Source organism: Nonomuraea sp. SYSU D8015 (assembly GCF_008065375.1).
Taxonomy (GTDB): domain Bacteria; phylum Actinomycetota; class Actinomycetes; order Streptosporangiales; family Streptosporangiaceae; genus Nonomuraea.
In genome coordinates, this window is the sequence record NZ_VJYI01000012.1 from 285131 (window position 1) to 308355 (window position 23225).

A 23225-nucleotide genomic window follows, 5' to 3' on the forward strand; every position below is an offset into this window, starting at 1 on the left:
CTTTCCCATGCGCGCCCGGGCCGCTCGCGGCGCGTCTGGGGCGAGCGCGGCGTCTCTGGAATCCAGCGCGGCGTGTCTGGGCGTCCCCCGGGGTGAGCCGGCTCGCCGCGCGCCCTTGTGACCGCAGCGGCGCGGAGCCCGAGGCGCACGCCGCCGTGTGCGGGGCCCTGGGGTGCATGCTGGCCGCGTGCGGTGTCCCGGCGCATATGCCGGTGGTGCGCGGTGCCCTGGGCGTATGCCGGTGGTGCGCGGTGTCCCGGGGTGTATGCCGTCCGTGCGCGGTGTCCCGGGGTGTATGCCGGTAGGCGCGGGGCTCGGGGTGTAGGCCGGTCGTGCGGCGGCGGCCCAGGGCGCACGCCGGGCCGTGACTTCCGCGCGTGCCCGCCTTCCGCGCGGGAGCCGCCACCGCATCAGGGGCGGGCACCCCGGTGAGCAGACGCGCCCGGCAGCGAGGCGCGGCGGGGCTGGCGGCTTGCGGGGCGCTGGACGGGTGCGACGGGGCGCGGCGCACCACCTGCAGCCGGGCGGACCACGGACCGGTGGGCGGACCACGGACCGGTGGGCGGACCACGGACCGGCGCCTCCCGAAATGCGCGTCCGTCGTGGCTTGTGCCTCCGGCGGCGCGGTGATCCTGGCGGAAGGGGGACGCCGCGGCGCTTGCGCGGCGGCCGAACGGCGCCTTTGCGGACCCGGCTGACGGGTCGTCGGCCACCGCGGTAGCATCGCCAGGCCCGGCGGCGCGCCGTCGCCGGGTCGCTCCGCGTGGGAGGGCCGATGCTCCGCCGTGCCGTCGCGCCGCTGCTGCTGGCGCCGCTCATCGTGGCGGGCTGCACCGGCGAGCCGTCCGGCGGCCTGGAGTTGAAGGTCGGCGGCCCGTTCGGAGCGCGCCCCACGATCGTCTTCCCGGCCGGCGCCCCGGCGGCCGGGCTGCAGGTGGACGAGCTGGCCACGGGCAAGGGCGCGCCTCTGAAGCCGGACGACGTGGCGATCGTGCAGTACACCGCGCACGTGTGGGACGGCAGGCAGAACCGCCTGGTCGACTCCAGCTTCAACCGCGGCGCCCCCGCCGCGTTCCCCGTGGGCGGACTGCTGCCGGGCCTGGACAGGGCGTTGCAGGGCCGCACGGTGGGCAGCAGGGTCATCGCGGCCATCCCGCCCGAGGAGGGTTTCGGCCCCAACCCGCCACGCGGCGTTGAGCCCTCCGACGAACTGTTCTACGTGGTCGACATCCTCGGCGCCCACCCCAAGGGCGCTTCGATCGACGGCCGGGGCGGCGAGCTGGCGGGCGTGCGCGTCACCGGCGGCGAACGCCCGCGCCTGGAGGTGCCCGCGGGGCCGCCGCCGGGCGGGTTCGCCGCCAAGGTGCTCGACCGCGGCGACGGGCGCAGGACGCGCGCGGGACAGCTCGTGGTCACCCAGTACGCGGGCGCGATCTGGAGCTCGCGCCGGATCTTCGACACCACCTGGACGACCGGGCGGCCGAAGGCGTTCAGAATCGGCGACGGCAGCGTGATCAAGGCGTGGGACAGGGCGCTGGCGGGCGTGCCCGTCGGCAGCCGGGTCCTGATGATCGTCCCGCCCTCCTCCGGGTACGGCGCCGCGGGCCATCCCGCCTACGGGATCAGGGGCTCCGACACCCTCGTCTTCGTGGTGGACGTCCTGGCGGCCTACTAGCTTTCATAGACTCCGCTTGTGAGCGACCGCAGGGAGCGAACGATCAGACACAGCAGCTTGCTCACCGGGCCGACGGAGGAGGCCCGGTGAGTGACCGCAGGGAGCGAACGATCAGACACAGCAGCTTGCTCACCGGGCCGACGGAGGAGGCCCGGTGAGCACCGACGACCTCGAGGCGCTGGGCCTGCTGCACGACCCCGTACGCCGCAGCCTGTACGACGTCGTCACCGCCAGCGGCGGCGACGTGGGCAGGGGAGAGGCGGCGGAGGCGGCGGGCGTGTCCAGGACGCTGGCCGGCCACCACCTCGACAAGCTGGTCGAGGCGGGGCTGCTGGAGAGCGGCTTCCGGCAGCAGGAGAAGAAGGGCCCGGGCAGCGGCCGCCCGGCGAAGGTCTACCGCCGGGCCAGGGGCGAGCGGTCGGTGAGCCTGCCGCCGCGCGACTACGCCACGCTCGCCTCCGTGCTGGCCGGCGTCGTCGACCTGCTGGGCGCCGAGGAGCAGGCCGAGCAGGCGGCGCACCGCGCCGGCGAGGGGATCGGCAGGCGGCACGCCGGGGAGCCGGTCGAGCGGGTGCTGGGGGAGCGCGGCTACGAGCCGTACGAGGAGGGCGGTCTGCTGCGGCTGCGCAACTGCCCGTTCCACGTCCTGGCGGAGGAGCAGCCGCTGCTGGTGTGCTCCGTGAACCTGGCCCTGTGCCGGGGGCTGCTCGAAGGGCTGGGGGACGATCCGGGCCGGGCGCGGCTGGATCCGCGGCCGGGGGAGTGCTGCGTCGCCCTTTCTAAAACAAATGGAGATTGACATAGAAGGCCGGGGGATGGTGTGCTGGGCGTCATGCATCTCGCCGAGCTGAACCTCGCCCACCTGCGCGCGCCCATCGACTCCGCCGAACTCGCCGAGTTCGTCGCCCTGCTCGAGCCCATCAACGCCATCGCCGACGAGGCTCCCGGGTTCGTGTGGCGGTTGAAGGAGAGCGAGTCCGACCCGACCGCCACCGTCGTCCACGACTACGGAGACCACCTGCTGATCAACTTCTCGGTGTGGGAGTCGCAGGAAGCGCTGTGGAACTACGTCTACCGCAGCGCCCACCTGGGCGTGCTGCGCCGCCGCAGGGAGTGGTTCCTGCGCATGGCGGAGCCGTACATGGTGATGTGGTGGATCCCCGAGGGTCACATCCCGTCGCTGGCCGAGGGGATGGCGCGGCTGGAACGCCTCAAGGCGGAAGGGCCGAGCCCCGAGGCGTTCACGTTCAAGGACTTCTACGACAGCAGCGAGGCCGTCAGCCTGCCCGCCGCCGCCGAGGCCAGGAAGTAGGCCAGGTCCTCCTCCAGGCCCCGGCCCATCGTCGACAACCGGACCGGCGAGCCGCGCAGCGCCTCGTGCAGGCCGTCCACCGGCACCGGCACCAGCCGGTGCCGCACGGCCAGCAGCTCCGCCTGGTCCCTGACCCGCTCGCCGAACTCGCCCGGCAGCTCCGGCACCGGCACGTCCGCCGGGCACAGCGCCACCCGGCCGTAGGCGGTCAGCGAGTGGTGGGAGACGCCGTAGTGGCGCTCGCGCAGATCGCCCTCGCTGACCCGCAGCGCCGCCACCGGACGCCCCCGCAGCACCCCGGCCGCGTTGACCGCCTCACCCGCCGACACGCCCGAGAAGCCCCACCTGGTGCCCGTGCCCAGGTTGCCGGGGCCCTGCGTGACGATCGCCACGTCGGCCTCCAGCACGTGCCTGGCCGCCAGCAGCCCGGTGTGCGTCGTGACCGCCTCCACGTCACCGCCGAACGACTGGCCGACCGTCACCACGCCCGCCAGCCAGCCCTCCTCGCGGAGCCTGGCAGCCGCCATCGAGAACCACACCGGCAGCGCGCCGCCGTCCAGCATCACGTACGCCACCCGCGTCCCGGGCCGGGACTCGTACAGGCCGCACAGGATCGGCGCCAGCGCCGAGTGCAGGTCGGCCACCACCACCGGCATGTCATCCAGGGCGTCGGCCTCGCGCAACGCGTCGTGATGAGGGGAGTCCTGCTCGTCGGCGCCCAGCACCGTGGCCTGCAGCGGTGTGTAGCGCGCCTTCACCAGGTGCCCCGGCCCCCCGGGATCTTCCGGCAAACGGTTCGGGACGGCCACCACCATGGCGTAACCTCCCGTACCGAGACCCATCGCGAGCGCGGTCGTGTTGAGCAGCACCTCGTCGCCGGGTTCCGGGCGGCCCACCAGCAGGGGGTACGCGAGCGCCCGGCACTCCCCCTCGGGGACGGCGACGTCCAGCTCCACCGCTCCCGGCCACTCGCGTCGGATCCGTACAACCTCGCCCTTGCGCCATCTGATCACGGGGGCAGGGTAGCGTCGATGAAGGAGGAGTGAGGCAGATGTCGCGCCGGAAGACAGAACGGTTGCTCAATCTGGTGATCTGCCTGCTCGCCACCCGGCGCCCGCTGTCGGCCGAGCAGATCCGCCAGGCCGTGCCCGGCTACGACCGGGACGGCGACGAGGCGTTCCAGCGCATGTTCGAACGCGACAAGAACGAGCTGCGCGAGATCGGCATCCCCATCGACGTGGTGCGGGACCCGTGGGAGGACGAGCCCGGCTACCGGATCGAGCGGCAGTCGTACGAGCTGCCGGAGATCACCCTGGAGCCCGACGAGGCCGCCGTGCTCGGCCTGGCCGCGCAGGTGTGGCAGCGCGCCAGCCTGGCCGAGGCGGCCTCGGGGGCGCTGCTCAAGCTGCGCGCCGGCGGCGTGGCCACCGACCAGCCCGTCGGGACCGGCGCCCTGGAGCTGCGGGTCGACACCCGCGACCCGGCCTTCCCCGCCCTGTGGGACGCCGTCCGCGACCGGCGGGTGGTGCGCTTCGACTACCGCGCCTCCGGCAGCGAGACCGTGCGCAGCCGCACCGTCGAGCCGTGGGGCGTGGTGAGCCGCCGCGGCCGCTGGTATCTCGTCGGGTTCGACCGCGACCGGCAGGCGCCGCGCGCCTTCCGGCTCAGCCGCATCACCGGGCAGGTCGCACCGGTCGGCAAGGCGGGCGTCGTCCAGGTGCCCGAGGGGATCGACCTGCGGGCCATGGTGGGCTTCCCCGACGAGCCCGCGGAAGAGCGGATCGCCGTCGTCCGCGTGCGCCAGGGGGCGTGTGAGGGGCTGCGGCAGCTGGCCAGGGCCGTGCACCCCGGCACCGACGGGTGGGACGAGGCCGAGCTGGCCTTCTCCGATCCCGAGCGGCTGGCCGGCTGGATGGCCAGCCTCGGCGCCGACGTCGAGGTCGTCGAGCCGCCGGACGCCCGCGAGGCCGTCATCCGCAGACTGAAGGGGGCAATGGCATGAGAAGGGCGGGCGTATGAGCGGGTCGGCGGACCGGCTGCCGAGACTGCTGGCGCTGGTGCCGTACCTGATGTCCCATCCCGGGGCGCAGGTCGGCGAGGTGGCCGCGGTGTTCGGGCTGAGCGAGAAGCAGCTCATCGACGACCTGCAGCTGGTGTGGATGTGCGGGCTGCCCGGCCACACCCCCGGCGACCTCATCGACGTGTCCTGGGACGGCGGCGAGATCGTCATCGACAACGCCGACACCATCGCCAGGCCGCTGCGGCTCGGCATCGACGAGGCCAGCGCCCTGCTGGTGGCGCTGCGCATGCTGGCCGCCACGCCCGAGCTGGCCGAGGTGCCGGGCGACGCGCTGCCGCGCGTGACGGCCAAGCTGGAGCGGGCCGCGGGAGAGGGCGCCGCCACCGTCAGCAGCCAGGTCGCGGTCGACGTCGACGCCGCCCCCGACGCGCTGCCGCGCGTGCGCGAGGCGCTGACCGGGAAGCGCCGGCTGTCGCTGCGCTACTACGTGCCCGGCCGTGACGAGGTGACGCCGCGCGAGGTCGACCCCACCCGGATCGTGGTCGTCGACGGCCGCGCCTACCTGGAGGGCTGGTGCTACCGCGCCGAGGCGATGCGGCTGTTCCGGCTGGATCGGATGCTCGGCGTGGACGTGCTCGACGTGCCCGCCGACCCGCCGGAGGAGGCCGAGCCCATCGACGTCACCCAGGGCGTCTTCCGCCCGTCCCCGACCGACGAGCTGGTCGAGCTGGAGCTCAGCGCGGCCGGACGGTGGGTGGCCGAGTACTACCCGTGCGAGGAGGTCACCGAGCTGGGCGAGGGACGGCTGCGGGTGGCGCTGCGGGCCCGCGACGAGGACTGGATACTGAAGCTGGCGCTGCGCCTGGGCGACACCGGCCGGGTCGTCTCGCCGCCCGCGATGGCCGAGACCGTGCGCCGGGAGGCCGAGCGCGCCCTGGCCCTGTACGCTCACCGGTCATGACGTGGATTTTCCTGGCCGCCGGTCTGGTGCTGGCCGGGCTGGCCGTCCTCGGGGTCGCGGCCGCCCGGGTCGTGGCCGCGGCACGCGGCTTGAACAGGGAAATCGCTCAAATTAACGAGCAATTCAGTCTCAAACAGGACCTCAGGGGATGAGGCAGAGCTTCCGGCAGCGTACGATCGGGGAAGCACAGCACTCCGCTCTCACCATGAAGGACGTCACATGAACTTGGGAGCTCCAGAGATCATCCTGATCCTGGTGGCCTTGGTCCTGCTTTTCGGGGCCAAGAAGCTGCCGGACCTCGCCCGTGGCGTCGGACGTTCCCTGCGCATCTTCAAGGCGGAGACCAGCAAGATGACCGAGGACGACGACGACAAGCCGACGGTCGTGCAGGCCAAGCCCGAGCCGCAGGCCCAGCCGGCGCCCCCGCAGCAGATCCCGGCCGCGCCCGCGCCGCAGCTGTCCGCCGAGGAGCAGGCCCGCCGGCTCGAGGAGGAGGCCGCGCGCCTGCGTGCGAGCGCGCAGGCCGACAAGCGTCCCTGACCACCCGTCCCCTCGTCCCCAGGACTGCTAGATGGCGCTGCTGAAACGGTCGGGTCCCAAGGCGAAGCCGGAGCGGGATCCCGAAGGCCGGATGCCGCTCATGGAGCACCTGCGTGAGCTGCGCAACCGGCTGCTCGTCGCGTTCGCCGCCGTGGCGGTGGGCCTGATCATCGGCTGGATCGTGTCCGGGCCGATGTGGGAGCTGCTGAAGGATCCCTACTGCTCGACCCCTCAGTCGCACGACCTCAACGGCAAGTGCAGCCTGACCTACAACGGCATCTTCTCGTCCTTCTTCATCACGCTGAAGATCTCGCTGATGGTCGGACTGGTGGCGGCCTCGCCCGTGTGGCTCTACCAGATCTGGGCGTTCGTCACCCCGGCGCTCTACCGCGCCGAGAAGCGCTACACGCTGACGTTCCTCGCACTGGCCATCCCGCTGTTCGCGCTGGGCGCGGCGCTGTCCTACTTCATCATGGACACCGCCCTGGGGTTCCTGCTGAGCTTCTCGCTCGACGACACGGTGGCCACCATCTCGATCGACGAATACCTCGACTACGTACTGATCATGCTGCTGATCTTCGGGGTGTCGTTCGAGCTGCCGTTGCTGCTGGTGTTCCTCAACATCATCGGGGTGCTGTCGCACGCGACCGTCGCCAAGCACCGGCGGCTGGTCATCTTCCTGATGTTCGTGTTCGGCGCCGTCGTCACGCCCGGCGGCGACCCGGTCACCATGATGGCGCTGGCGGCGCCGATGATCGTGCTGTTCGCGGCGGCCGAGCTGTTCATGTACCTGCGGGAGAAGAGACGGCCGCAGAGCGAGTTCGCCGGCCTGTCCGACGACGAGGCCTCGCCGCTGACCGAGGACGACACGCCGCTCGACGAGGATCAGGACCGCGCGGAGGATTCCGGTACCACGCGATAGGCGATAGGTTCCGGGCGTGTCCCCCCAACTCGCCCTGCTCGTCAACCCGGCCGCCCGCGGCGGCCGCACCGTGCGCCTGCTCGAGCCCGTGGCGCGCCGGCTGCGTGCCGGCGGGGCCGAGCTGTCGGTGATCGTCGGCGACGACGCCGCCGACGCGCTCGAACGCGCCTGCACGGCCGTCGCCGAACGCCCCGACGCGCTCGTCGCCTTCGGTGGCGACGGCCTGGTGCATCTGGCCGTCCAGGCCGTGGCCGGCACCGACGTGCCCCTCGGCATCATCCCGGCCGGCACCGGCAACGACATCGCCGCCGCGCTCGGCGTGCCCTGCGACGACCCGGTCGCCGCGGCCCGCACCGTGCTGCGCATGAAGTCCCGGCTGGTCGACGCCGCCCGCATCCGCACGGGGCGCACCGAGGAGCTGTTCGCCGGGGTGGTGGCCTGCGGGTTCGACTCACGCGTCAACGAGCGGGCCAACCGGCTCACCTGGCCGCCGGGGACGGCCCGGTACCTCATGGCCATGGTGGGGGAGCTGCGGTCGTTCCGGCCGATCCCGTTCCGGGTCACGTTCGACGGGGACGAGGTGATCGAGCGCGAGGCCATGCTGGTGGCGGTGGCCAACACCCGCTCCTACGGCGCCGGGATGCGGGTCTGCCCGGACGCCCAGCCCGACGACGGGCTGCTGGACGTGATGATGGTGGGCGCCCTGTCCAAAGGGGAGTTCCTGCGGGTGTTCCCGAGCGTGTACCGGGGGACGCACGTCGGGCACCGGGCGGTGTCGGTGCGGCGGGCGCGCAGCGTGCGGCTGGAGGCGGCGGACGTGGTCGCCTACGCCGACGGTGAACGAGTCGGGCCGGTGCCGGTGGAGTGCGAGATCCGGCCGGGCGCGCTGCGCGTGATCGTTTGAAATCTACATTGTAAAGGCGTCAAGGCCGGTCGCGTGCCCTAGGGGCCTGCCGGAGCGCCCTCCTGCCGCCCAAGGGGCCTGTCCGGAGCGCCCTTCCCAAGGACCTCAGCCGAGTGCTTTCCTTCCTCAAGGGACATCGGCTGAAGCATGGCGAGGTGGGGAGGGGGTGGGATGCGGGCCGCGGGGGAGTGGCGGGACGGGGGGAATGGCGCGGGACGGACCGGAATGGCGATTTCGGTAGGCTGACGGGTATGACAACGCCAGCGGAACGCTATGCGGCCTTCCGTCAGAAGCACGGGGACGACGGGGCCGCTCTCAGATCGTTCCGAGGTCTCTACGACTTCGCGCTGGACGACTTCCAGCTCGACGCCTGCCGGGCCCTGGAGGCCGGCGACGGCGTCCTGGTGGCGGCGCCCACGGGGTCGGGCAAGACCGTCGTCGGGGAGTTCGCCGTCCACCTGGCCCTGGAGCAGGGCCGCAAATGCTTCTACACCACCCCCATCAAGGCGCTGTCCAACCAGAAGTACAACGACCTGGTCAAGCGCTACGGCACCGCCAAGGTCGGCCTGCTGACCGGTGACAACAGCGTCAACGGCGAGGCCCCGATCGTGGTCATGACCACCGAGGTGCTGCGCAACATGCTCTACGCCGGCTCGGCCACGCTGGCCGGGCTCGGGTTCGCGGTGATGGACGAGGTCCACTACCTGGCCGACCGGTTCCGCGGCGCGGTGTGGGAAGAGGTCATCATCCACCTGCCGGAGTCGGTCCGGCTGGTGGCGCTGTCGGCGACGGTGAGCAACGCCGAGGAGTTCGGCGAGTGGCTGGGCGAGGTGCGCGGCGACACCACGGTCATCGTCGACGAGCACCGGCCGGTGCCGCTGTGGCAGCACATGATGGTCGGCAACCGCATCTACGACATGTTCATGACCGACGAACTGCCGCCGCGCATCAACCCCACGCTGATGCGCGTGACCCGGGACGCCGAGCGGCTGACCGCGGGCCGGGGCCGGCGCGGATACGGGCGGCCGCAGCGCTCCCGTCCGCCGGACAGGGTGCAGGTGATCGAGAAGCTCGACGCGGAGGGGCTGCTTCCGGCGATCACGTTCATCTTCTCCCGCGCCGGCTGCGACGCGGCCGTGCAGCAGTGCCTGTACGCGGGCATCCGCCTCACCACCGACCGCGAGCGCCACGAGGTCAGGCAGCTCGTCGACGAGCGCACCGCTCACCTGCCCGACGAGGATCTGGCGGTGCTGGGCTACCTGGAGTGGCGCGACTGCCTGGAACGCGGCCTGGCCGCCCACCACGCGGGCATGCTGCCGGCCTTCAAGGAGGTCGTGGAGGAGCTGTTCACGCGCGGGCTGGTCAAGGCCGTCTTCGCCACCGAGACCCTCGCCCTGGGCATCAACATGCCGGCCAGGAGCGTGGTGATCGAGAAGCTCGACAAGTGGAACGGCGAGACCCACGCCGACCTCACACCCGGCGAGTACACCCAGCTCACCGGGCGGGCCGGGCGGCGCGGCATCGACATCGAGGGGCACGCCGTGGTGCTGTGGCAGCCAGGCATGGACCCGCTGTCCGTGGCGGGCCTGGCCGGCACCCGCACGTACCCGTTGCGCTCCAGCTTCCAGCCGTCGTACAACATGGCGGTCAACCTGGTCGGCCAGTTCGGCAGGGAGCGGGCGCGGACGCTGCTGGAGGAGTCGTTCGCGCAGTTCCAGGCCGACCGGGCGGTCGTGGGGCTGGCCAAGCAGCTGCGCAAGCACGAGGAGGCCCTCGAGGGCTACCAGCAGGCCATGACGTGCCACCTGGGCGACTTCCCGGAATACGCCGCGCTGCGCCGGCGCCTGTCCGACCGCGAGGCCGAGCTGTCCAGGCAGCGCGGCGCCGCCCGGCGGGCCGCGGCCGTGCGGTCGCTGGAGGCGTTGGAGCCCGGAGACGTCATCCGCGTGCCCGGCGGACGCCGGGCGGGCCTGGCGATCGTGCTCGACCCCGGGCGCAACCCCCGCGGCCGCGCTGCCGGGACGGGGCCCAGCCCGCTGGTGCTGACGATCGGCAAGCAGGTCAAGAAGCTCGACCCGGCCGACTTCCCCGTGCCGGTCGAGCCCCTGGAGAAGCTGCGCATCCCGAAGAACTTCAACGGCCGCTCGCCCAAGGAACGCGCCAACCTGGTCTCCACGCTGCTGGCCAAGATCGGCGACCGCGACCTCGGCAAGCCGCCCAGGGCGCGCGACCACACGGTGGAGGACGAAGAGGTCAACGAGCTGCGCCGGCGCATCCGCCAGCACCCCTGCCACGGCTGCGACGAGCGGGAAGACCACGCCCGCTGGGCCGAGCGCTACTACAAGCTGCAGCGCGAGACCGAGGGGCTGCGCCGCCGCGTCGAGGGCCGCTCGCACGTCATCTCCCGTACGTTCGACCGCATCTGCTCGGTCCTGGAGCAGCTGGGCTACCTCGACGGTGAGACGGTCACCGACGAGGGACGCCGTCTTGGCCGCCTCTACACCGAGCTGGACCTGCTGACCGCCGAGAGCCTGCGCCAGGGGCTGTGGGAGGATCTCGACCCGGCCGAGCTGGCGGCGTGCGTGTCGGCGCTGGTGTTCGAGTCGCGGGCCGCCGACGACGCCCGCCGGCCCAAGATCCCCGCCGGGCGGGCCCAGGACGCGCTGACGGCGATGATCCGCCTGTGGGGGGAGCTGGAGGGCATCGAGTCCGACCACGGGCTGTCCACGATCAGGGAGCCCGACCTGGGGTTCGCCTGGGCGGCCTTCCGCTGGACGAAGGGGCACACCCTGGACGCCGTGCTCATGGACGGCGTCAACGGCAACGAGCTGGCCGCCGGCGACTTCGTACGGTGGATCAAGCAGCTGATGGACCTGCTCGGCCAGCTCGGCAACGCGGCGCCGCCGGGCAGCAAGATCAAGCAGACGTCCGTCAAGGCGGTGGACGCCATGCGGCGCGGTGTGGTGGCGTACTCGTCCTTGAGCTGAGCCGGGCGGCCGCTAGTCGTCGTGGGCGAGGCCGAGGCCGGTCATCACCAGACCGATCAGGCCCACGACGACGGCGGCGGCGGTCAGCATGCCACCGTCGAACACCAGGTGCAGCAGGCCGAAGCTCTTGTCGAAGAAGTGGTCGGCGATGAGCGCGCCGAAACCTTGGATCATGAGGATGATGCCGAGAAAGGTCATGCGCCGATCGTCGCAAGCGCGGCGCGGCGTTCCATTGAACCAAAGTATCGGCCGCGGTCTCCTTGGAACCGGCTTGTCACACCACCTTTGGCGACTCTCTTACCTTCTCTAGGACTCTTACTCATTTACTGCACATTTAACGAATGCACGGAAGCGCTGGTCGCAGCGCTTTTGCGAGTCAAATCTCTCCGGTTTCGCCAAATATGTAGTGATTTATCCGAATTTCGGTGCTAACGTCCGATTTGTCACTGTGTTCGCCATCCATCGGGGGAGGAACCATGGCTAACACGCAGTTGTCGCAGGTCGGATACCAGCAGGGATGGGGCTGTCGCCGACGGCGCTGGTGGCGCCGGCGTAAACACCACCACTGGCACTGGAACTGCTGCCGGCGCAGGTGGTGGGGGTGGTAAAGGCACCCCTTGAGAGCCGGCGGCTCAGCCGCCGGCTCTCCCTGCGCGCCTCCGGCCACGAACTCGCCCCGGCGATCTCCCTTCGCCGCACCTTCCGCGAATTCTGGCCGGACACCCGCGGGCTGCGGCCGCTGTTCGCCGCCGGCGTGGTGCTCGCCCTCCTGGCCACACTCTGCGAGGTCGCCGCGATCCGCCTGTTCGGCCACATCACGGACGAGGTGCTCACCACCCGGGACCTGGGGGCGTTCTGGGCCCCCGCGTTCAGCTGGCTCGGGCTCGCCGCGGTCGCCGGGCTGACGTCCTTCACCGGGACGTACGTCACCGCGCTCGGCGCCGAACGCTTCCTGCTGGTGCTGCGCGACCGGGTGTTCGCCCACATCCAGACGCTCGCGCCGGACTTCTCGGAGAACCGGCGGCTCGGCGACCTGATGGCCCGGCTCACCGACGACGTCGAGGCCATCGAGGAGCTCGTCGGCTCAGGGCTGGTCAAGGCGCTCACCACGGCCGCCGGCGTGGTGCTGTTCGCGGGGGCCGCGTTCTTCATCCGCTGGGACCTCGCGCTCGTCACGCTCGCGCTGATCCCGGCGTTCCTGCTGGTCTCGAAGGGGTTCGCGGCCAGGTTCAGGACCGCCGCGGCGCTCGAGCGGCACAGCAACGGCGCCATGAACAGCGTCCTGGAGGAGGGGCTGGCCAACCAGCCGCTCGTGCAGGCGTACAACAGGCAGCCCGCCGAGTCGCGGCGCCTGCACGCCGAGGGGCGCAGGTGGCTGCGCGCCAACCTGGCGCAGGCCAGGCTGTCCGGCCTGTACGGTCCCGTGGTGCAGGTCATCGAGACCGTCTGCCTGATCGTCATCCTCGGATTCGGCGCGTGGGAGATCGCCGCGGGCCGGCTGACCATCGGCGGCCTGCTCGCCTTCGCCGCGTACCTGGCCCTGCTCTATCCGGCCGTCCAGAGCCTCGGAGAGCTGGCCCTGACGGTGTCGGAGGCCGCCGCCGGGTCCGACCGCATCATCGAGGTCCTGCGGACCCGGCCCGCCGTCACCGACGCCCCCGGCGCCGTGACCGCCGGACGGGCCCGGGGACGGGTGGAGTTCGACCGGGTCGGTTTCGCCTACCCGGGGCGGGCCGCGCGGCCGGTGCTGCGGGAGGTGTCCTTCACCGCCGAGCCCGGCCGGCTGCTCGTGCTCACCGGGCCCAGCGGGGTGGGCAAGTCCACACTGGCCAAGCTGCTGCTGCGCTTCTACGACCCGGACGCCGGGCGCGTCCTGCTGGACGGGACGGACGTCCGCCGCCTGACCCGCGAGTCGCTGCGCCGGAACGTCACGGTCCTGCACCAGGAGACGCTGCTGTTCTCCGGCTCGGTGCGGGACAACATCGCCTACGGGCGGCCGGACGCCTCGCTCGACGAGGTCATCCGGGCCGCTGAGACGGCCGGGGTGCATGACTTCGTCAAACTGCTGCCCCAGGGGTACGACACGCCGGTGGGGCAGCGGGGGCGCCTCCTGTCCGGCGGGCAGCGGCAGCGCATCGCGATCGCCAGGGCAGTCCTGCGCGACGCGCCGGTGCTGGTGCTCGACGAGCCCATGAGCGGGCTGGACGAGGCCACGGCCGCACAGGTCATGGGACCGCTGCGGCGGCTGATGGCCGGGCGGACGACGATCCTCATCACCCATGACCTGCGCCATGTGCCGGAGGGCGCCCGCGTCGTCGAACTGCGGTCTCCGCCGAGGGAGGAGCGGATCCCCCTGAAGCGGATCGGCACCCGGAGCCGGCGAACCGCACGGCCGGCGCGCGTGAGCCGGGCCCGGCCGGCGGCGCGGACGGAGCCGGGCCACGGCACCCGGCTGGTCGCAGGGACGGATCCGGGGTGTGACGCCGGGTCGATCGCGCGGGTTGATCCGGCATGGGATGGCCGGACGATCGCGCGGGTTGATCCGGCGTGCGATGGCCGGTCGATCGCGCGGGTGGACTCGGGGTGCGACGCCGGGTCGACCGCGCGGGTGGATCCGAGGCGTGAAGGCGGGTCCGTCGCACCGGGCGGGCCGCGCCGGGTCGTGCCGGCGTCTGACCCAGGGCATGGCGTGCCGCAGGCGGTGCCTCCCCATCCGGCCGGGGAGGCTGCTGCGTCGCGGCGCACGCTGGACGCGGCGGTGTCTCCGCCCGCATCGGTGACAGGAGCGTCCCGGGCCGCGCGGGAGGTGGCGGCGTCCCGGCCGGGCAGGCATGCGGCAGTGCCGTTCGGCCCGGTGAGGAGTGCTCGCCGGCTGTGGCGGCGGATCTGCGCGGTGGCGACCCGCCGGCGGAGGCGCGCCTCATCCGGCGCATGTTCCGCGACAGGCCGGACCGCCGACCATCCGTAGCCGTGGACTCAGGGGGTACGGCGGGCGCCCGTCCTACGGGGCGGGTGTCCGCTTGTGCGGGCGGTGTGCACCACCGCGTCCGGCGGCCTCGGGAGGGGTGTATGTCATGAGATCTCCTCGATAGAATCGGAGAGATCCCTCCGCTTGTTGAAGGCAGGTGCACGTCATGGGCGATGACCACAGCACGGCCAGGCCGCTGCGCGCCGACGCCCGCCGCAACCGCGAGCGGGTCCTGCAGATCGCCCAGGAGGCCCTGGCCAGCGACGGCCTGACCATCTCCTTCGACGAGATCGCCCGGCGGGCCGGGTTCGGGGTGGGCACCGTCTACCGGCACTTCCCGACCAAGGAGGCGCTGTTCGAGGCGGTGCTGCTGGGGCGGATCGAGCGGTTCGTGGCCGACGCCCGGGCGCTGGGCACGGCGGAGGACCCGGGGAAGGCGTTCTTCGGGTGGTTCTCGCGGGTGGTCGAGCAGGCCTCGGCGAACCAGGCGCTGTGCGACATGCTGGACAGCGGCTCCGCAATGGCGTTCCGGCCGGGCTCGACGCTGGAGGACGACTTCGCGGCCGCGCTCGGCCGGCTGCTGGACAGGGCGCAGCGGGCCGGTGCGGTGCGGCCCGACCTGGTGACGGAGGACGTACAGGACCTGCTGCGCGGGTGCCTGGCGGCCGAGCGGAGGGCGCGGGCCAGGGGCGGGGCGGTGCGCATGGCGGACGTGATCTGCGACGGGATGCGCGCCAGGCCGCGCTGAGCCCCGGCGGGCGTCCTCCGGCCCGGCAGAGCGGTCCGGGTCGGCGGTTCGGGTGGGCGGGTCAGGCAAGGGTGAAGCGGACCTCGCGGGTGGCGGGGTCGGCCTGGGCGAGGCGTACCGTGACCTGCTCGCCGAGCGGAAGCTCGCCGTCGCAGCGGGCGATCACCGCGGGGTCGGCGAGCTGGACCTGGCCGCCGCCGCGCCGCTCGTCCACGTCGATCACCACCGCCTCGAACGCCTGCCCGAGCCGATCCCGCAGCAGGAACGCCTCCACCAGGTCCACGCACGCCCGGTCCACGGCCGCCGCGCGCCGCCCGGAGGACGACATGAGGGCGGGCAGGCTCGCCAGCGCGGCCCGCACGTCGGCGGGGACGGGCTCGCCGGCCGCGACCGCCAGGCACACCTCGGTCGCGTAGCGGTCGACCAGGCGCCGCAGCGGAGCCGTGACGTGCGCGTACGGCGCCGCGACCGCGGAGTGGCCGGCCTCCTCCGGTGGCGCCCCGTCGAAGGACTCGTAGCCGGAGCCGCGCAGCAGCACCTTCGACTCGTGCAGGAACGCCGCCTGCTGAGGGTCCTTCGGATCGAGGTCGTGCACCACGGCGCCGTACCCGGCCCCGTCGGGCCACGGCACGCCCAGCGCCCCCGCCACCCTGCGGACCTTCGCCAGGTCGTCGGGGCGGGGCCGGGGCAGCACGCGCAGGATGCCGATCTCGGCGTCGAGCATCATCGTGGCCGCGGCCATGCCGGTCAGCAGGGAGATCTGCGCGTTCCACGCCTCGGCGGGGAGCGGCAGCCGGAACTCCAGCCGGTAGCCGCCGTCGGCCTGCACCACCTCCTGCTGGGGCGTCGGCAGGGTGACGCCGCCGCGCTCGCGCTCCAGGGCCAGCCGGAGCCGGCCGATCTCGGCCAGCAGCCCCAGGGTGCCGTCGGCGGTGCCGGTGTCGACCGCGGCCTGCACGTAGGCGTAGTCAAGGCGCTCGCGGCTGCGTACGAGGGCGCGTTGCACGTCCGCGCCCACCGTGCGGCCGTCGGCGTCCAGGTCGATCCGCCACACCGCGGCCGGCCGCAGCGCGCCGGGCAGCAGGCTGGCCGCGCCCTCCGAGAGCACCTTGGGATGCAGCGGCACCTTGCCCGCGGGGAAGTAGACGGTCTCGCCCCTGGCCCGGGCCTCGGCGTCGATGATCCCGCCCGGGCGCACGAACGCGCCGACGTCGGCGATGGCGTACCAGACGCGGTATCCGGCGCGCAGCCGCTCCAGGTGGACGGCCTGGTCGAGGTCCATCGAGCCGGGCGGGTCGATGGTGACGAACGGCACGTCGGTGAGGTCCTTGCCGGCCGGCCGGGCGAGCTCCGGCGCCTCTGCCGCCCGTTCGGCCTCGTCCAGCACGGCGCGCGGGAAGTCGCCGGGCAGCGTGAGCTCCCGCCTGATCCGATCGAACCCGTCTTCCAGCTTGAGAGGTATCTCTTCGGGAACCTGAATCATCGACACGCCCACAACCTACCGGTGCGGGCAGCCGGCCCCGATCATGTGGAGGTGGGCGTCGAGCCCGGTGATCCGCAGCAGGCGCCGCATGGCGGGCGGCGCGCCCGCGATGCGCAGCGGCGTCCGCCGGCGCTGGGCGTGGTCGTGGACGGAGACGAGGACGCCGAGCCCGGCCGCGTCGATGAAGGACAGGCGGCTGACCTCCAGGACCACCGCGACGTCCCCGTGGCGGGCCTGCTGCAGCAGCTCCATCAGGTGGCTGCGGAACCGCTCGGTGGTGGCGATGTCCAGCTCTCCGGACAGGGCGACCGTGAGGATCCCGTCGCGGCGGCTCGTGGTCAGGTGTAGTGGCTCCATCTCCGGCTCCGCGCTCTGTCAGGGCCGGGAGCATTCCTTCCGGTTGCGCGGACCCGCCCATGCCGTAGACACCGATGTCATGCGCACGTCACATTTCGCGACTGCGTGTTTCCGGAATGGAGTGTACCGGCCGGGCCGTCGACGTCGAGAGGCGCGTGGCTGATCAGGTGGACAGGAGAATTCCTCGGGAAAACAATTCCGATTACCGCGTTAGAAAAAATCACACCTTAACCGGGTTTGGGGCGATGGCCTGCTGCGTCCCATCGCGGTTGACCTGCGGTGTGGTGCCGGTCTGCACCCTGTTCGGTGCCTATGGGGTCCGTGTGGTGTCCCAGGCGATTCTGATCAAGGGGCCACTCGCCGTCTGCGTCAGACGGACCTGACGGCCGCACCCGCCACTTTCCAAGCGGCGCCCGGCGGACTTCCCGCCGGGCGCGTGCGGCTTTTTGTGGAAATTGGTGAGTTTGCGGGAAAAGATCACACTACGCTGCTAGCCCGGCAGGTACGAGGGAGAGTGGCGCATCGTGTGGATCGCAGTGGCAGTGCTGGCCGCCATCGCCGTGGGCGGGGTGGTCTGGTGGCTTCGCCGTGACCCGGCCGGTGGCGACATGGACGACGGGTTCGGGATCGACCCGGCGTGGGAGTGGGCGTCCCGTCTCACGCCCGGGGCCGAGACCGCGTTCCTGGAGGGGCTCCGGGCCTACCACGACGCCGGGAACGCCCTGGACCTCGCCGGGGAGCGGGGAGTGCTCACCGCGTACGACCCGCCGCGGCTCATCTCCCTGCGGGTGCTCGCCGACGGCTTCACGGCGCTCGGGGACGCCGCCATGCACGACCCGCACGGCACGGTCGCGGCCATGATGGCGCGGTTCGCGGCAGCAGAGCGGCCCGGGGTGCTGCACCTGCGCGCGGAATGGCCGGCCGGTGAGGTGGCGGACGGCATGGACCTGGCGGCCTTCGCCGCCGCCGTACGCGAGATCGTCTGCCCGCCGGACGCCGCGGGCGTCCATCCCTGGCCCGGCGGCGACGGGGTTGGAGCGTTGCAGGTCCGCGTGCTCGCCGACCGGGCCGAGCCGCAGGAGGAGACGTCGTCGCACGTCAACGGGAAGCCGGTGGCCGCCGCCGCGGGCCTGGCCACGGCGGCGATCGACGACCACGTCGCGGAGACCGGCGGGCGCGCCAACACGATGATGCTGGACCTGGCCCGGATCCTCGACCTCTACCTGGAGGCCCGCGAGAAGCAGCCGGACGCGGCGGCGGGCGCGCTGCTGCGCGGGGTGGTGACCGGCGTGATCGCCGCCGGCGGGCCCGGCCTCACCTGGGTACGACCCCCAACAGCGGAGGAACGGTGGACGGTGGCGGAGGCGACCGGCTCCTCCGAACTGCGCTGACCCGCCGGACGACCGCCTGCCGCCGGGAGAGCGGGTCCCCGGGGGGTGCGGTCCTGCCCGGGCCGGCAGGGTCAGGCGTTGACCTCGGCGCGGCCCTGACGCCAGTAGCCCATGAACGCCACCGCGCGCCGGTCCATGCCGCGCTCGGCCACCAGGTGCCGGCGCAGCGTCTTGATCACGGCGGCCTCGCCGGCCAGCCACGCGTACAGGGAGTCGGCCGCCTCCTCCTGCGGCACCTCCCACAACTCCTCGGCGTCGACGTCCACGTCGTCGAACGCCTCCGGCTGCGGCAGCGGCGGCAGCAGCCGCTCGGCGGCGGCGCGCACGGCGGGGAGGAGCAGCCCGCCGCGCTCGGCGCCGTTCCTGGCCAGCCAGCCGACCTTGACCGAGCAGGCGGTTTCGACGGGCAGGAAGTCCTCCTCGTACGGCACCTCCATCAGGGCCTCTCCCACGACGCCGGCGGGCAGGCGCTCCAGCACGGAGCAGATCGCGGGCACCGCGGTCTCGTCGCCCGCGATCAGCACGGTGCCGCTGCCGGCCGGTGGCCGGAACTCCAGGCCGCCGTGCCAGCCGTCGTAGCGGGCGTCGGGGCCCATGAGCACGGCGACGTCGCCGGGCCGCACCTGCTCGGCCCAGCGGGCGACCGGGCCGCCGCCGCCGGGATGCATGACCACGTCGACGTCGACCTCGCGGACCTCCTGACGGACGTGCCTGGCGGTGTAGGTGCGCATCGGGTTGCGCTTGTCGTCGTCGAGCCCTCGCCACTTCGTGAACCAGTCCGGGCCGGTCGGCAGGTGGGCCAGGCCGTGCTCGGGAACCGGAAGGATGAGCTTGATGCGCTGGTCGAACCCGTTGTCGGCGAAGTGATGGAGATCGTCTCCGGTGAACGTCACCCGCAGGAACGACGGGCTCAGCCGCTGCAGCCGCGCTACCTGGACGTGGAACGTGTGATACGGCTGGAACATCCCCGACCTCTCCATCGATATTAGGTGAGCCTAACCTAAACGATCGTGGATCGACTGGCCAGTCGCGCCAGGTGACGGCGCGGGCGCGGATCGGCGTCGGGACAGGTCAAGGCGCGCCAGGCCGGCCGACGCCGCGGGGCGGGGGCCGGATACCCGAAGGGGCCGCCCCCGGCCGGGGCGGGAAGACGGGGTCCGGTAGCGTCTCCACTCGGGTCACCACCCCCTGAGCCGAACGGGCGCCGCCCCGCGGATCCGGCGCCCGCCCCCGTGAGTAAGGAGTCCCCACTTGTCCCAGGTCATCCTCTCCGCCGCGGGCGTCGCCCTGCTGCTCGACGCCGGCGGTCAGGGCCTGCCGCGGGTGCGCCACTTCGGCGCCGACGTCGGCCCCGTCGCCGGGTCCGACGTGCTGCCCGCGCTGGCGTCCCCCGCCTTGCCGCTGCTGCCCGCCCAGGGCGACAGCTGGTACGGCAGGCCCGGCCTGTCGGGAGCCCGGGACGGCGAGCACTGGCCGGTGCGGTGGACCCTGGACCGGCTCGACGTCGCCGCCACCCCGGGCGCCGGCGGCACGGTGACGATCGCCGCCTCCGACGCCCTGGCGGGGCTGGAGCTGGTGAGCGAGCTGGCCATGGACCCGGGCGGCCTCGTGACGATGCGGCACACGGTGACCAACACCGCCGCCTCGCCGTACCGGCTGGCCGGGCTGATCTGCGCGCTGCCCGTGCCCGCGCGCGCCGGCGAGCTGCTGGACTTCACCGGGCGCTGGGCGCTGGAGAAGGTGCCGCAGCGCCGGGCGTTCGGGCACGGCGTGTGGACCAGGGAGAACCGGCGCGGCCGCACCGGCCACGACGCCACCGGGCTGCTCGTGGCCGGGACCGCCGGGTTCGGCTTCCGCGGCGGCGAGGTGTGGGCGGTGCACGCCGGCTGGAGCGGCGATCACATCCACTACGCCGAGCGGCTGGTCGACGGACTGGCGCTGCTGGCCGCGGGCGAGCTGCTGGAGCCCGGAGAGATCACCCTGGCCCAGGGGGAGAGCTACCGCACGCCGCTGGTGTACTTCACCTGGTCCGGCAGCGGACTCGACGACGCGAGCGCCCGGATGCACGACCACCTGCGCGCCGCCCGCCCGCTGCCGGTCCGGCCCGTCACGCTCAACAACTGGGAGGCCACCTACTTCGACCACGGCCTCGACCGGCTGCTGGAGCTGGCCGACAAGGCCGCGGCGGCCGGGGTCGAGCGGTTCGTGCTCGACGACGGCTGGTTCCGCCACCGCCGCGACGACCGCGCCGGCCTCGGCGACTGGTACGTCGACGAGCAGGTCTGGCCGGCCGGGCTGCACCCGCTGGCCGAGCACGTGCGCAAGCTCGGCATGCAGTTCGGACTCTGGTTCGAGCCCGAGATGATCAACCCGGACTCCGACCTGGCCCGCGCCCATCCCGACTGGATCCTCGGCCGGGCCGACCGGATGCCGCCGCCCCAGCGCCACCAGCAGACGCTCGACCTGGCCCGGCCCGAGGCGTACGCCTACCTGCTGGAGCGGCTGGACACGCTGGTCGGCGAGTACGCGCTCGACTACATCAAGTGGGACCACAACCGCGACATCGCCGAGCCCGTGCACGACGGCGTGGCGGGCGTGCACGCCCAGACCCTCGCGGTCTACCGGCTGCTGGACGAGCTGCGCCGCCGCCACCCCGGGCTGGAGATCGAGTCGTGCTCGTCGGGCGGCGCCCGCGTCGACTACGGCATCCTGGCCCGCACCGACCGCGTGTGGACCTCCGACAGCAACGACGCGGTCGACCGGCAGGCCATCCAGCGCTGGACCGGGCTGCTCGTGCCGCCGGATCGGCTCGGCGCCCACGTCGGCGCCCCGCACGACCACTGCACCGGCCGCTCGCTGCCGCTGGCCTTCCGGGCTGGCACCGCGTTGTTCGGCCACATGGGCGTGGAGTGGGACCTGACCTCCGCGAGCGAGGCCGACCTGGAGGAGCTGGCGACCTGGATCGCGCTGCACAAGCGGCTGCGGCCGGTGCTGCACGCCGGGCGCGTCGTGCACGCCGACCACCCCGACCCGTCGGCGCTGCTGCACGGCGTGGTGCTGCCCGAGCGCGCCGTGTTCGGCCTGGTCCAGCTGACCTCCCGCCTCGAGTGGGCGCCCGCGCCGCTGCGGCTGCCCGGGCTCGACCCCGCCGCGCTCTACGAGGTCCGCGTGGCCGGGCCCGTTCCGGCGGGCGCCCAGATGCCCGAGTGGGCCGCCGCCCCCGTGCGGGTGCCCGGCTCCGCGCTGGCCGAGCTGGGGCTGCCCGCCCCGGTCCTGCGGGCCACGTCGGTGCTGGTCATCGAGGTGGAGAAGGTGGAGGCGTAGCGCCCGAGCCTGGTGCGGCCTGCCCGCGCCGCCTGCCCGTGCCGCCTGCCCGTGCGGCCTGCCCGTGCGTAGGTCCGGCGCGGAGGGACCGGCGGCGCAGGAAGGCCGGGCGGGCGGCACGGGCCCGGTAGCGCCGGGCGGCGGGCTCAGCCGATGTCCAGCTCGGAGCCGCCGAAGCGGTCGCGCAGGAAGCGGCCCTGGTCGCGCAGGGCCTGCTCGTCGCCCCGGTGGATCGCCTCGGCGACCTTGCGCATCTGGGCGTCGAGCAGCGCCAGCTGGGCCAGCAGCTCCTCGTGCGCGCTGCGCTCGCGGCCGGCCCGCCGGGCCAGCGCGTACCCGCGCGGCAGGTTCGCGTACGCCTCCAGGCTGGCGGGCAGGTAGCTGCGGATCGTCTGCGACACCACGTGGAGCTGGTCGGGGGAGGCGGTCAGCTGCTCGGCCCGGCCGAGCACGTCGTCGATGACCTCGCCCAGCGCCAGCACGGCCCGGTCCACGTCCGCCGGGAAGCGCCCCTCGATCCGCCGCAGCAGCGAGAGCAGGTCCTCCCGCAGCGCCCGGGTCTCGACCTCGGCATGCGAGATCGTCAGCCGGATGCGGTCGGGTTCGGCGAATGGGAATGGACTCTCGCGTGGTGGAACGGGGAAGCAGTTCGCCGTCAGGGTGCGGACCGATGTTCTTCGATGCTGATCGTGTAGGCGTAGCCGTCTGCTCGCTGGAGCAGGCGCAGGTGCTTGTACGAGGTCTTCACCGGCCCGCCGACGGTCTGCACGGTGTGGCCCCCGGTACTACGGACAGCCACCCTGCCGATGTGCGTTCCGGCGTATTTGCCTTTGGGCACGATCGCGCGCACAAGATCCCCGGTCTGAAAGCCGAAAATCCGCTTGGTGCGCGGCAGGCGTAGGCGGGGGAACCCGAAGGCATCGGTGCGGGTCCGGCAGTACGTACCTCTGCCGGTGGCGGCGACCGGCATGTTGTTCTTGGCCTGGTTGCACGGCACGCACGCCACGGTCAGGTTGCTGATCCGGTTTGAGCCGCCCCGCGAGCGAGGCTGGATGTGGTCGATATTCAACGGGATGCCGCTCGCTCGGCAGTAGGCGCACGCCCGGCCCCATTTCCCCAGCAGATATTCACGCACTTCATAACCGTGGAGCGTGCCCTGCTGGTACTCCATGCTCTCCAGCGGCCTTCCTGCGGCCAGGGCGTGGGTGTCGAAGCGCACGGTCTCCACGTGGATCGCCCGTACGGGGACCAGGCGGCGCAGCCGCTGCACCCAGCTCATCGCGCTGTCCACGCCATGCTGGAGGCTTGGCGGCAGCCAGCCGTCCTGGCGAGTGCGGTTGGCGAACCTAGGGGCGCGGTAGCGCAGGTTGCGTGATCGCCTTCCGCGCCGGTAGGCGGCCCGGGCTGTCAGCTTGTCGCGGATTTTGCCGCCGCGGTGGTCGAGCTGGATGCTGTACAGGCCGTGCCGGGTGCCGTCGTGGGTGCGGAACACGCTGATGCCGGTGTGCCGGCTGCCGGGATCCAGAGCGACCTCCACTCCCTGGACCTCCGACTGCTCGGCGGTGCGGTCCTTCAGCCGGATGACGAAAGGGGTGTGCCGGGCCACCACCGCCCGCCCCGACTTCAGGAGTTT

21 protein-coding genes are annotated in these 23225 nt (G+C 72.8%); 14 read left to right on the plus strand and 7 right to left on the minus strand.

All coding sequences use genetic code 11. The annotated features are described in order from the left end of the window. The first annotated feature begins 775 nt into the window (after positions 1–775). The 3 genes from ID574_RS39120 to ID574_RS39130 all read left to right on the plus strand — a co-directional run bounded on the left by ID574_RS39120 (position 776) and on the right by ID574_RS39130 (position 2987). Positions 776–1675, plus strand: coding sequence for an FKBP-type peptidyl-prolyl cis-trans isomerase (locus tag ID574_RS39120; protein ID WP_188194051.1), 900 nt, complete (start codon positions 776–778; stop codon positions 1673–1675). Positions 1676–1829: 154 nt separating this feature from the next. After that, complete coding sequence (locus ID574_RS39125) at positions 1830–2474, plus strand: helix-turn-helix transcriptional regulator (RefSeq protein ID WP_188194052.1); 645 nt, start codon at positions 1830–1832, stop codon at positions 2472–2474. Between the two features lie 33 nt (positions 2475–2507). Continuing rightward, positions 2508–2987, plus strand: a complete 480-nt coding sequence (locus ID574_RS39130) for a DUF3291 domain-containing protein (RefSeq protein ID WP_223167536.1) — start codon at positions 2508–2510, stop codon at positions 2985–2987. On the opposite strand, the gene ID574_RS39135 is transcribed toward ID574_RS39130, so the two are convergent. Beyond that, positions 2933–4000, minus strand: coding sequence for a DUF3866 family protein (locus tag ID574_RS39135; protein WP_188194054.1), 1068 nt, complete (start codon positions 3998–4000; stop codon positions 2933–2935). The genes ID574_RS39130 and ID574_RS39135 overlap by 55 nt on opposite strands. 38 nt (positions 4001–4038) lie before the next feature. On the opposite strand from ID574_RS39135, the gene ID574_RS39140 reads away from it, so the two are divergent. From ID574_RS39140 to ID574_RS39170, 7 genes are all read left to right on the plus strand, one after another. Then, a complete protein-coding gene (locus tag ID574_RS39140) occupies positions 4039–4989 on the plus strand; it encodes a helix-turn-helix transcriptional regulator (protein ID WP_188194055.1) in 951 nt (316 codons plus the stop codon). A gap of 13 nt (positions 4990–5002) precedes the next feature. Continuing rightward, positions 5003–5968, plus strand: a complete 966-nt coding sequence (locus ID574_RS39145) for a helix-turn-helix transcriptional regulator (RefSeq protein WP_188194056.1) — start codon at positions 5003–5005, stop codon at positions 5966–5968. Beyond that, on the plus strand, positions 5965–6120 hold the full coding sequence (locus ID574_RS39150) for a hypothetical protein (protein WP_188194057.1): 156 nt from the start codon (positions 5965–5967) through the stop codon (positions 6118–6120). The genes ID574_RS39145 and ID574_RS39150 overlap by 4 nt, the downstream gene beginning before the upstream one ends. A gap of 67 nt (positions 6121–6187) precedes the next feature. Next, positions 6188–6508 carry a Sec-independent protein translocase subunit TatA gene (gene tatA, locus ID574_RS39155; RefSeq protein WP_188194058.1) on the plus strand — a complete coding sequence of 107 codons (321 nt, stop codon included), beginning with the start codon at positions 6188–6190 and terminating at the stop codon, positions 6506–6508. A 31-nt stretch (positions 6509–6539) separates the two neighbouring features. Continuing rightward, on the plus strand, positions 6540–7430 hold the full coding sequence (gene tatC / locus ID574_RS39160) for a twin-arginine translocase subunit TatC (protein WP_188194059.1): 891 nt from the start codon (positions 6540–6542) through the stop codon (positions 7428–7430). Positions 7431–7446: 16 nt separating this feature from the next. Further along, positions 7447–8334, plus strand: a complete 888-nt coding sequence (locus ID574_RS39165) for a diacylglycerol kinase (RefSeq protein ID WP_188194060.1) — start codon at positions 7447–7449, stop codon at positions 8332–8334. A gap of 251 nt (positions 8335–8585) precedes the next feature. Beyond that, positions 8586–11321 (plus strand): DEAD/DEAH box helicase, encoded by a 2736-nt coding sequence (locus ID574_RS39170; protein WP_188194061.1) that lies wholly within the window; start codon positions 8586–8588, stop codon positions 11319–11321. A 12-nt stretch (positions 11322–11333) separates the two neighbouring features. Here ID574_RS39170 and ID574_RS39175 read toward each other — a convergent pair whose 3' ends face one another. Then, positions 11334–11519: a hypothetical protein gene (locus ID574_RS39175; protein WP_188194062.1), complete on the minus strand. Its 186-nt coding sequence runs from the start codon at positions 11517–11519 to the stop codon at positions 11334–11336. A 403-nt stretch (positions 11520–11922) separates the two neighbouring features. Here ID574_RS39175 and ID574_RS39180 point away from each other — a divergent pair, with 403 nt between their 5' ends. After that, a complete protein-coding gene (locus ID574_RS39180; RefSeq protein WP_223167537.1) occupies positions 11923–14289 on the plus strand; it encodes an ABC transporter ATP-binding protein in 2367 nt (788 codons plus the stop codon). 166 nt (positions 14290–14455) lie between these two features. Next, complete coding sequence (locus tag ID574_RS39185; RefSeq protein WP_188194063.1) at positions 14456–15037, plus strand: TetR/AcrR family transcriptional regulator; 582 nt, start codon at positions 14456–14458, stop codon at positions 15035–15037. Between the two features lie 61 nt (positions 15038–15098). On the opposite strand, the gene ID574_RS39190 is transcribed toward ID574_RS39185, so the two are convergent. Both ID574_RS39190 and ID574_RS39195 read right to left on the minus strand, forming a co-directional pair. Beyond that, positions 15099–16520 carry an RNB domain-containing ribonuclease gene (locus ID574_RS39190; RefSeq protein ID WP_188194096.1) on the minus strand — a complete coding sequence of 474 codons (1422 nt, stop codon included), beginning with the start codon at positions 16518–16520 and terminating at the stop codon, positions 15099–15101. 15 nt (positions 16521–16535) lie between these two features. Further along, positions 16536–16877: an STAS domain-containing protein gene (locus tag ID574_RS39195; protein ID WP_188194064.1), complete on the minus strand. Its 342-nt coding sequence runs from the start codon at positions 16875–16877 to the stop codon at positions 16536–16538. A 524-nt stretch (positions 16878–17401) separates the two neighbouring features. Here ID574_RS39195 and ID574_RS39200 point away from each other — a divergent pair. After that, positions 17402–18268 (plus strand): hypothetical protein, encoded by an 867-nt coding sequence (locus tag ID574_RS39200; protein ID WP_188194065.1) that lies wholly within the window; start codon positions 17402–17404, stop codon positions 18266–18268. A gap of 71 nt (positions 18269–18339) precedes the next feature. Here the strand turns inward: ID574_RS39200 and ID574_RS39205 are convergent, their stop codons facing one another. Beyond that, positions 18340–19233 carry a siderophore-interacting protein gene (locus ID574_RS39205; protein WP_223167538.1) on the minus strand — a complete coding sequence of 298 codons (894 nt, stop codon included), beginning with the start codon at positions 19231–19233 and terminating at the stop codon, positions 18340–18342. Positions 19234–19519: 286 nt separating this feature from the next. On the opposite strand from ID574_RS39205, the gene ID574_RS39210 reads away from it, so the two are divergent. Further along, positions 19520–21592 carry an alpha-galactosidase gene (locus ID574_RS39210; protein WP_188194067.1) on the plus strand — a complete coding sequence of 691 codons (2073 nt, stop codon included), beginning with the start codon at positions 19520–19522 and terminating at the stop codon, positions 21590–21592. Between the two features lie 146 nt (positions 21593–21738). On the opposite strand, the gene ID574_RS39215 is transcribed toward ID574_RS39210, so the two are convergent. Beyond that, entirely contained in the window at positions 21739–22086 is a 348-nt protein-coding gene (locus ID574_RS39215; protein WP_188194068.1) for a hypothetical protein, read from the minus strand. A gap of 161 nt (positions 22087–22247) precedes the next feature. After that, positions 22248–23225 (minus strand): RNA-guided endonuclease IscB (gene iscB, locus ID574_RS39220; RefSeq protein ID WP_223167539.1); only part of this gene is annotated, 978 nt, incomplete at its 5' end.

What these genes read in the sequence shown, in the direction of transcription:
- ID574_RS39120 (WP_188194051.1), top strand. Translation starts at nt 776, where the DNA reads ATGCTCCGCCGTGCCGTCGCGCCGCTGCTGCTGGCGCCGCTCATCGTG.
- ID574_RS39130 (WP_223167536.1), top strand. Translation starts at nt 2,508, where the DNA reads ATGCATCTCGCCGAGCTGAACCTCGCCCACCTGCGCGCGCCCATCGAC.
- ID574_RS39140 (WP_188194055.1), top strand. Translation starts at nt 4,039, where the DNA reads ATGTCGCGCCGGAAGACAGAACGGTTGCTCAATCTGGTGATCTGCCTG.
- ID574_RS39145 (WP_188194056.1), top strand. Translation starts at nt 5,003, where the DNA reads ATGAGCGGGTCGGCGGACCGGCTGCCGAGACTGCTGGCGCTGGTGCCG.
- ID574_RS39150 (WP_188194057.1), top strand. Translation starts at nt 5,965, where the DNA reads ATGACGTGGATTTTCCTGGCCGCCGGTCTGGTGCTGGCCGGGCTGGCC.
- tatA (WP_188194058.1), top strand. Translation starts at nt 6,188, where the DNA reads ATGAACTTGGGAGCTCCAGAGATCATCCTGATCCTGGTGGCCTTGGTC.
- tatC (WP_188194059.1), top strand. Translation starts at nt 6,540, where the DNA reads ATGGCGCTGCTGAAACGGTCGGGTCCCAAGGCGAAGCCGGAGCGGGAT.
- ID574_RS39170 (WP_188194061.1), top strand. Translation starts at nt 8,586, where the DNA reads ATGACAACGCCAGCGGAACGCTATGCGGCCTTCCGTCAGAAGCACGGG.
- ID574_RS39175 (WP_188194062.1), bottom strand. Translation starts at nt 11,519, where the DNA reads ATGACCTTTCTCGGCATCATCCTCATGATCCAAGGTTTCGGCGCGCTC.
- ID574_RS39185 (WP_188194063.1), top strand. Translation starts at nt 14,456, where the DNA reads ATGGGCGATGACCACAGCACGGCCAGGCCGCTGCGCGCCGACGCCCGC.
- ID574_RS39190 (WP_188194096.1), bottom strand. Translation starts at nt 16,520, where the DNA reads ATGATTCAGGTTCCCGAAGAGATACCTCTCAAGCTGGAAGACGGGTTC.
- ID574_RS39195 (WP_188194064.1), bottom strand. Translation starts at nt 16,877, where the DNA reads ATGGAGCCACTACACCTGACCACGAGCCGCCGCGACGGGATCCTCACG.
- ID574_RS39205 (WP_223167538.1), bottom strand. Translation starts at nt 19,233, where the DNA reads ATGTTCCAGCCGTATCACACGTTCCACGTCCAGGTAGCGCGGCTGCAG.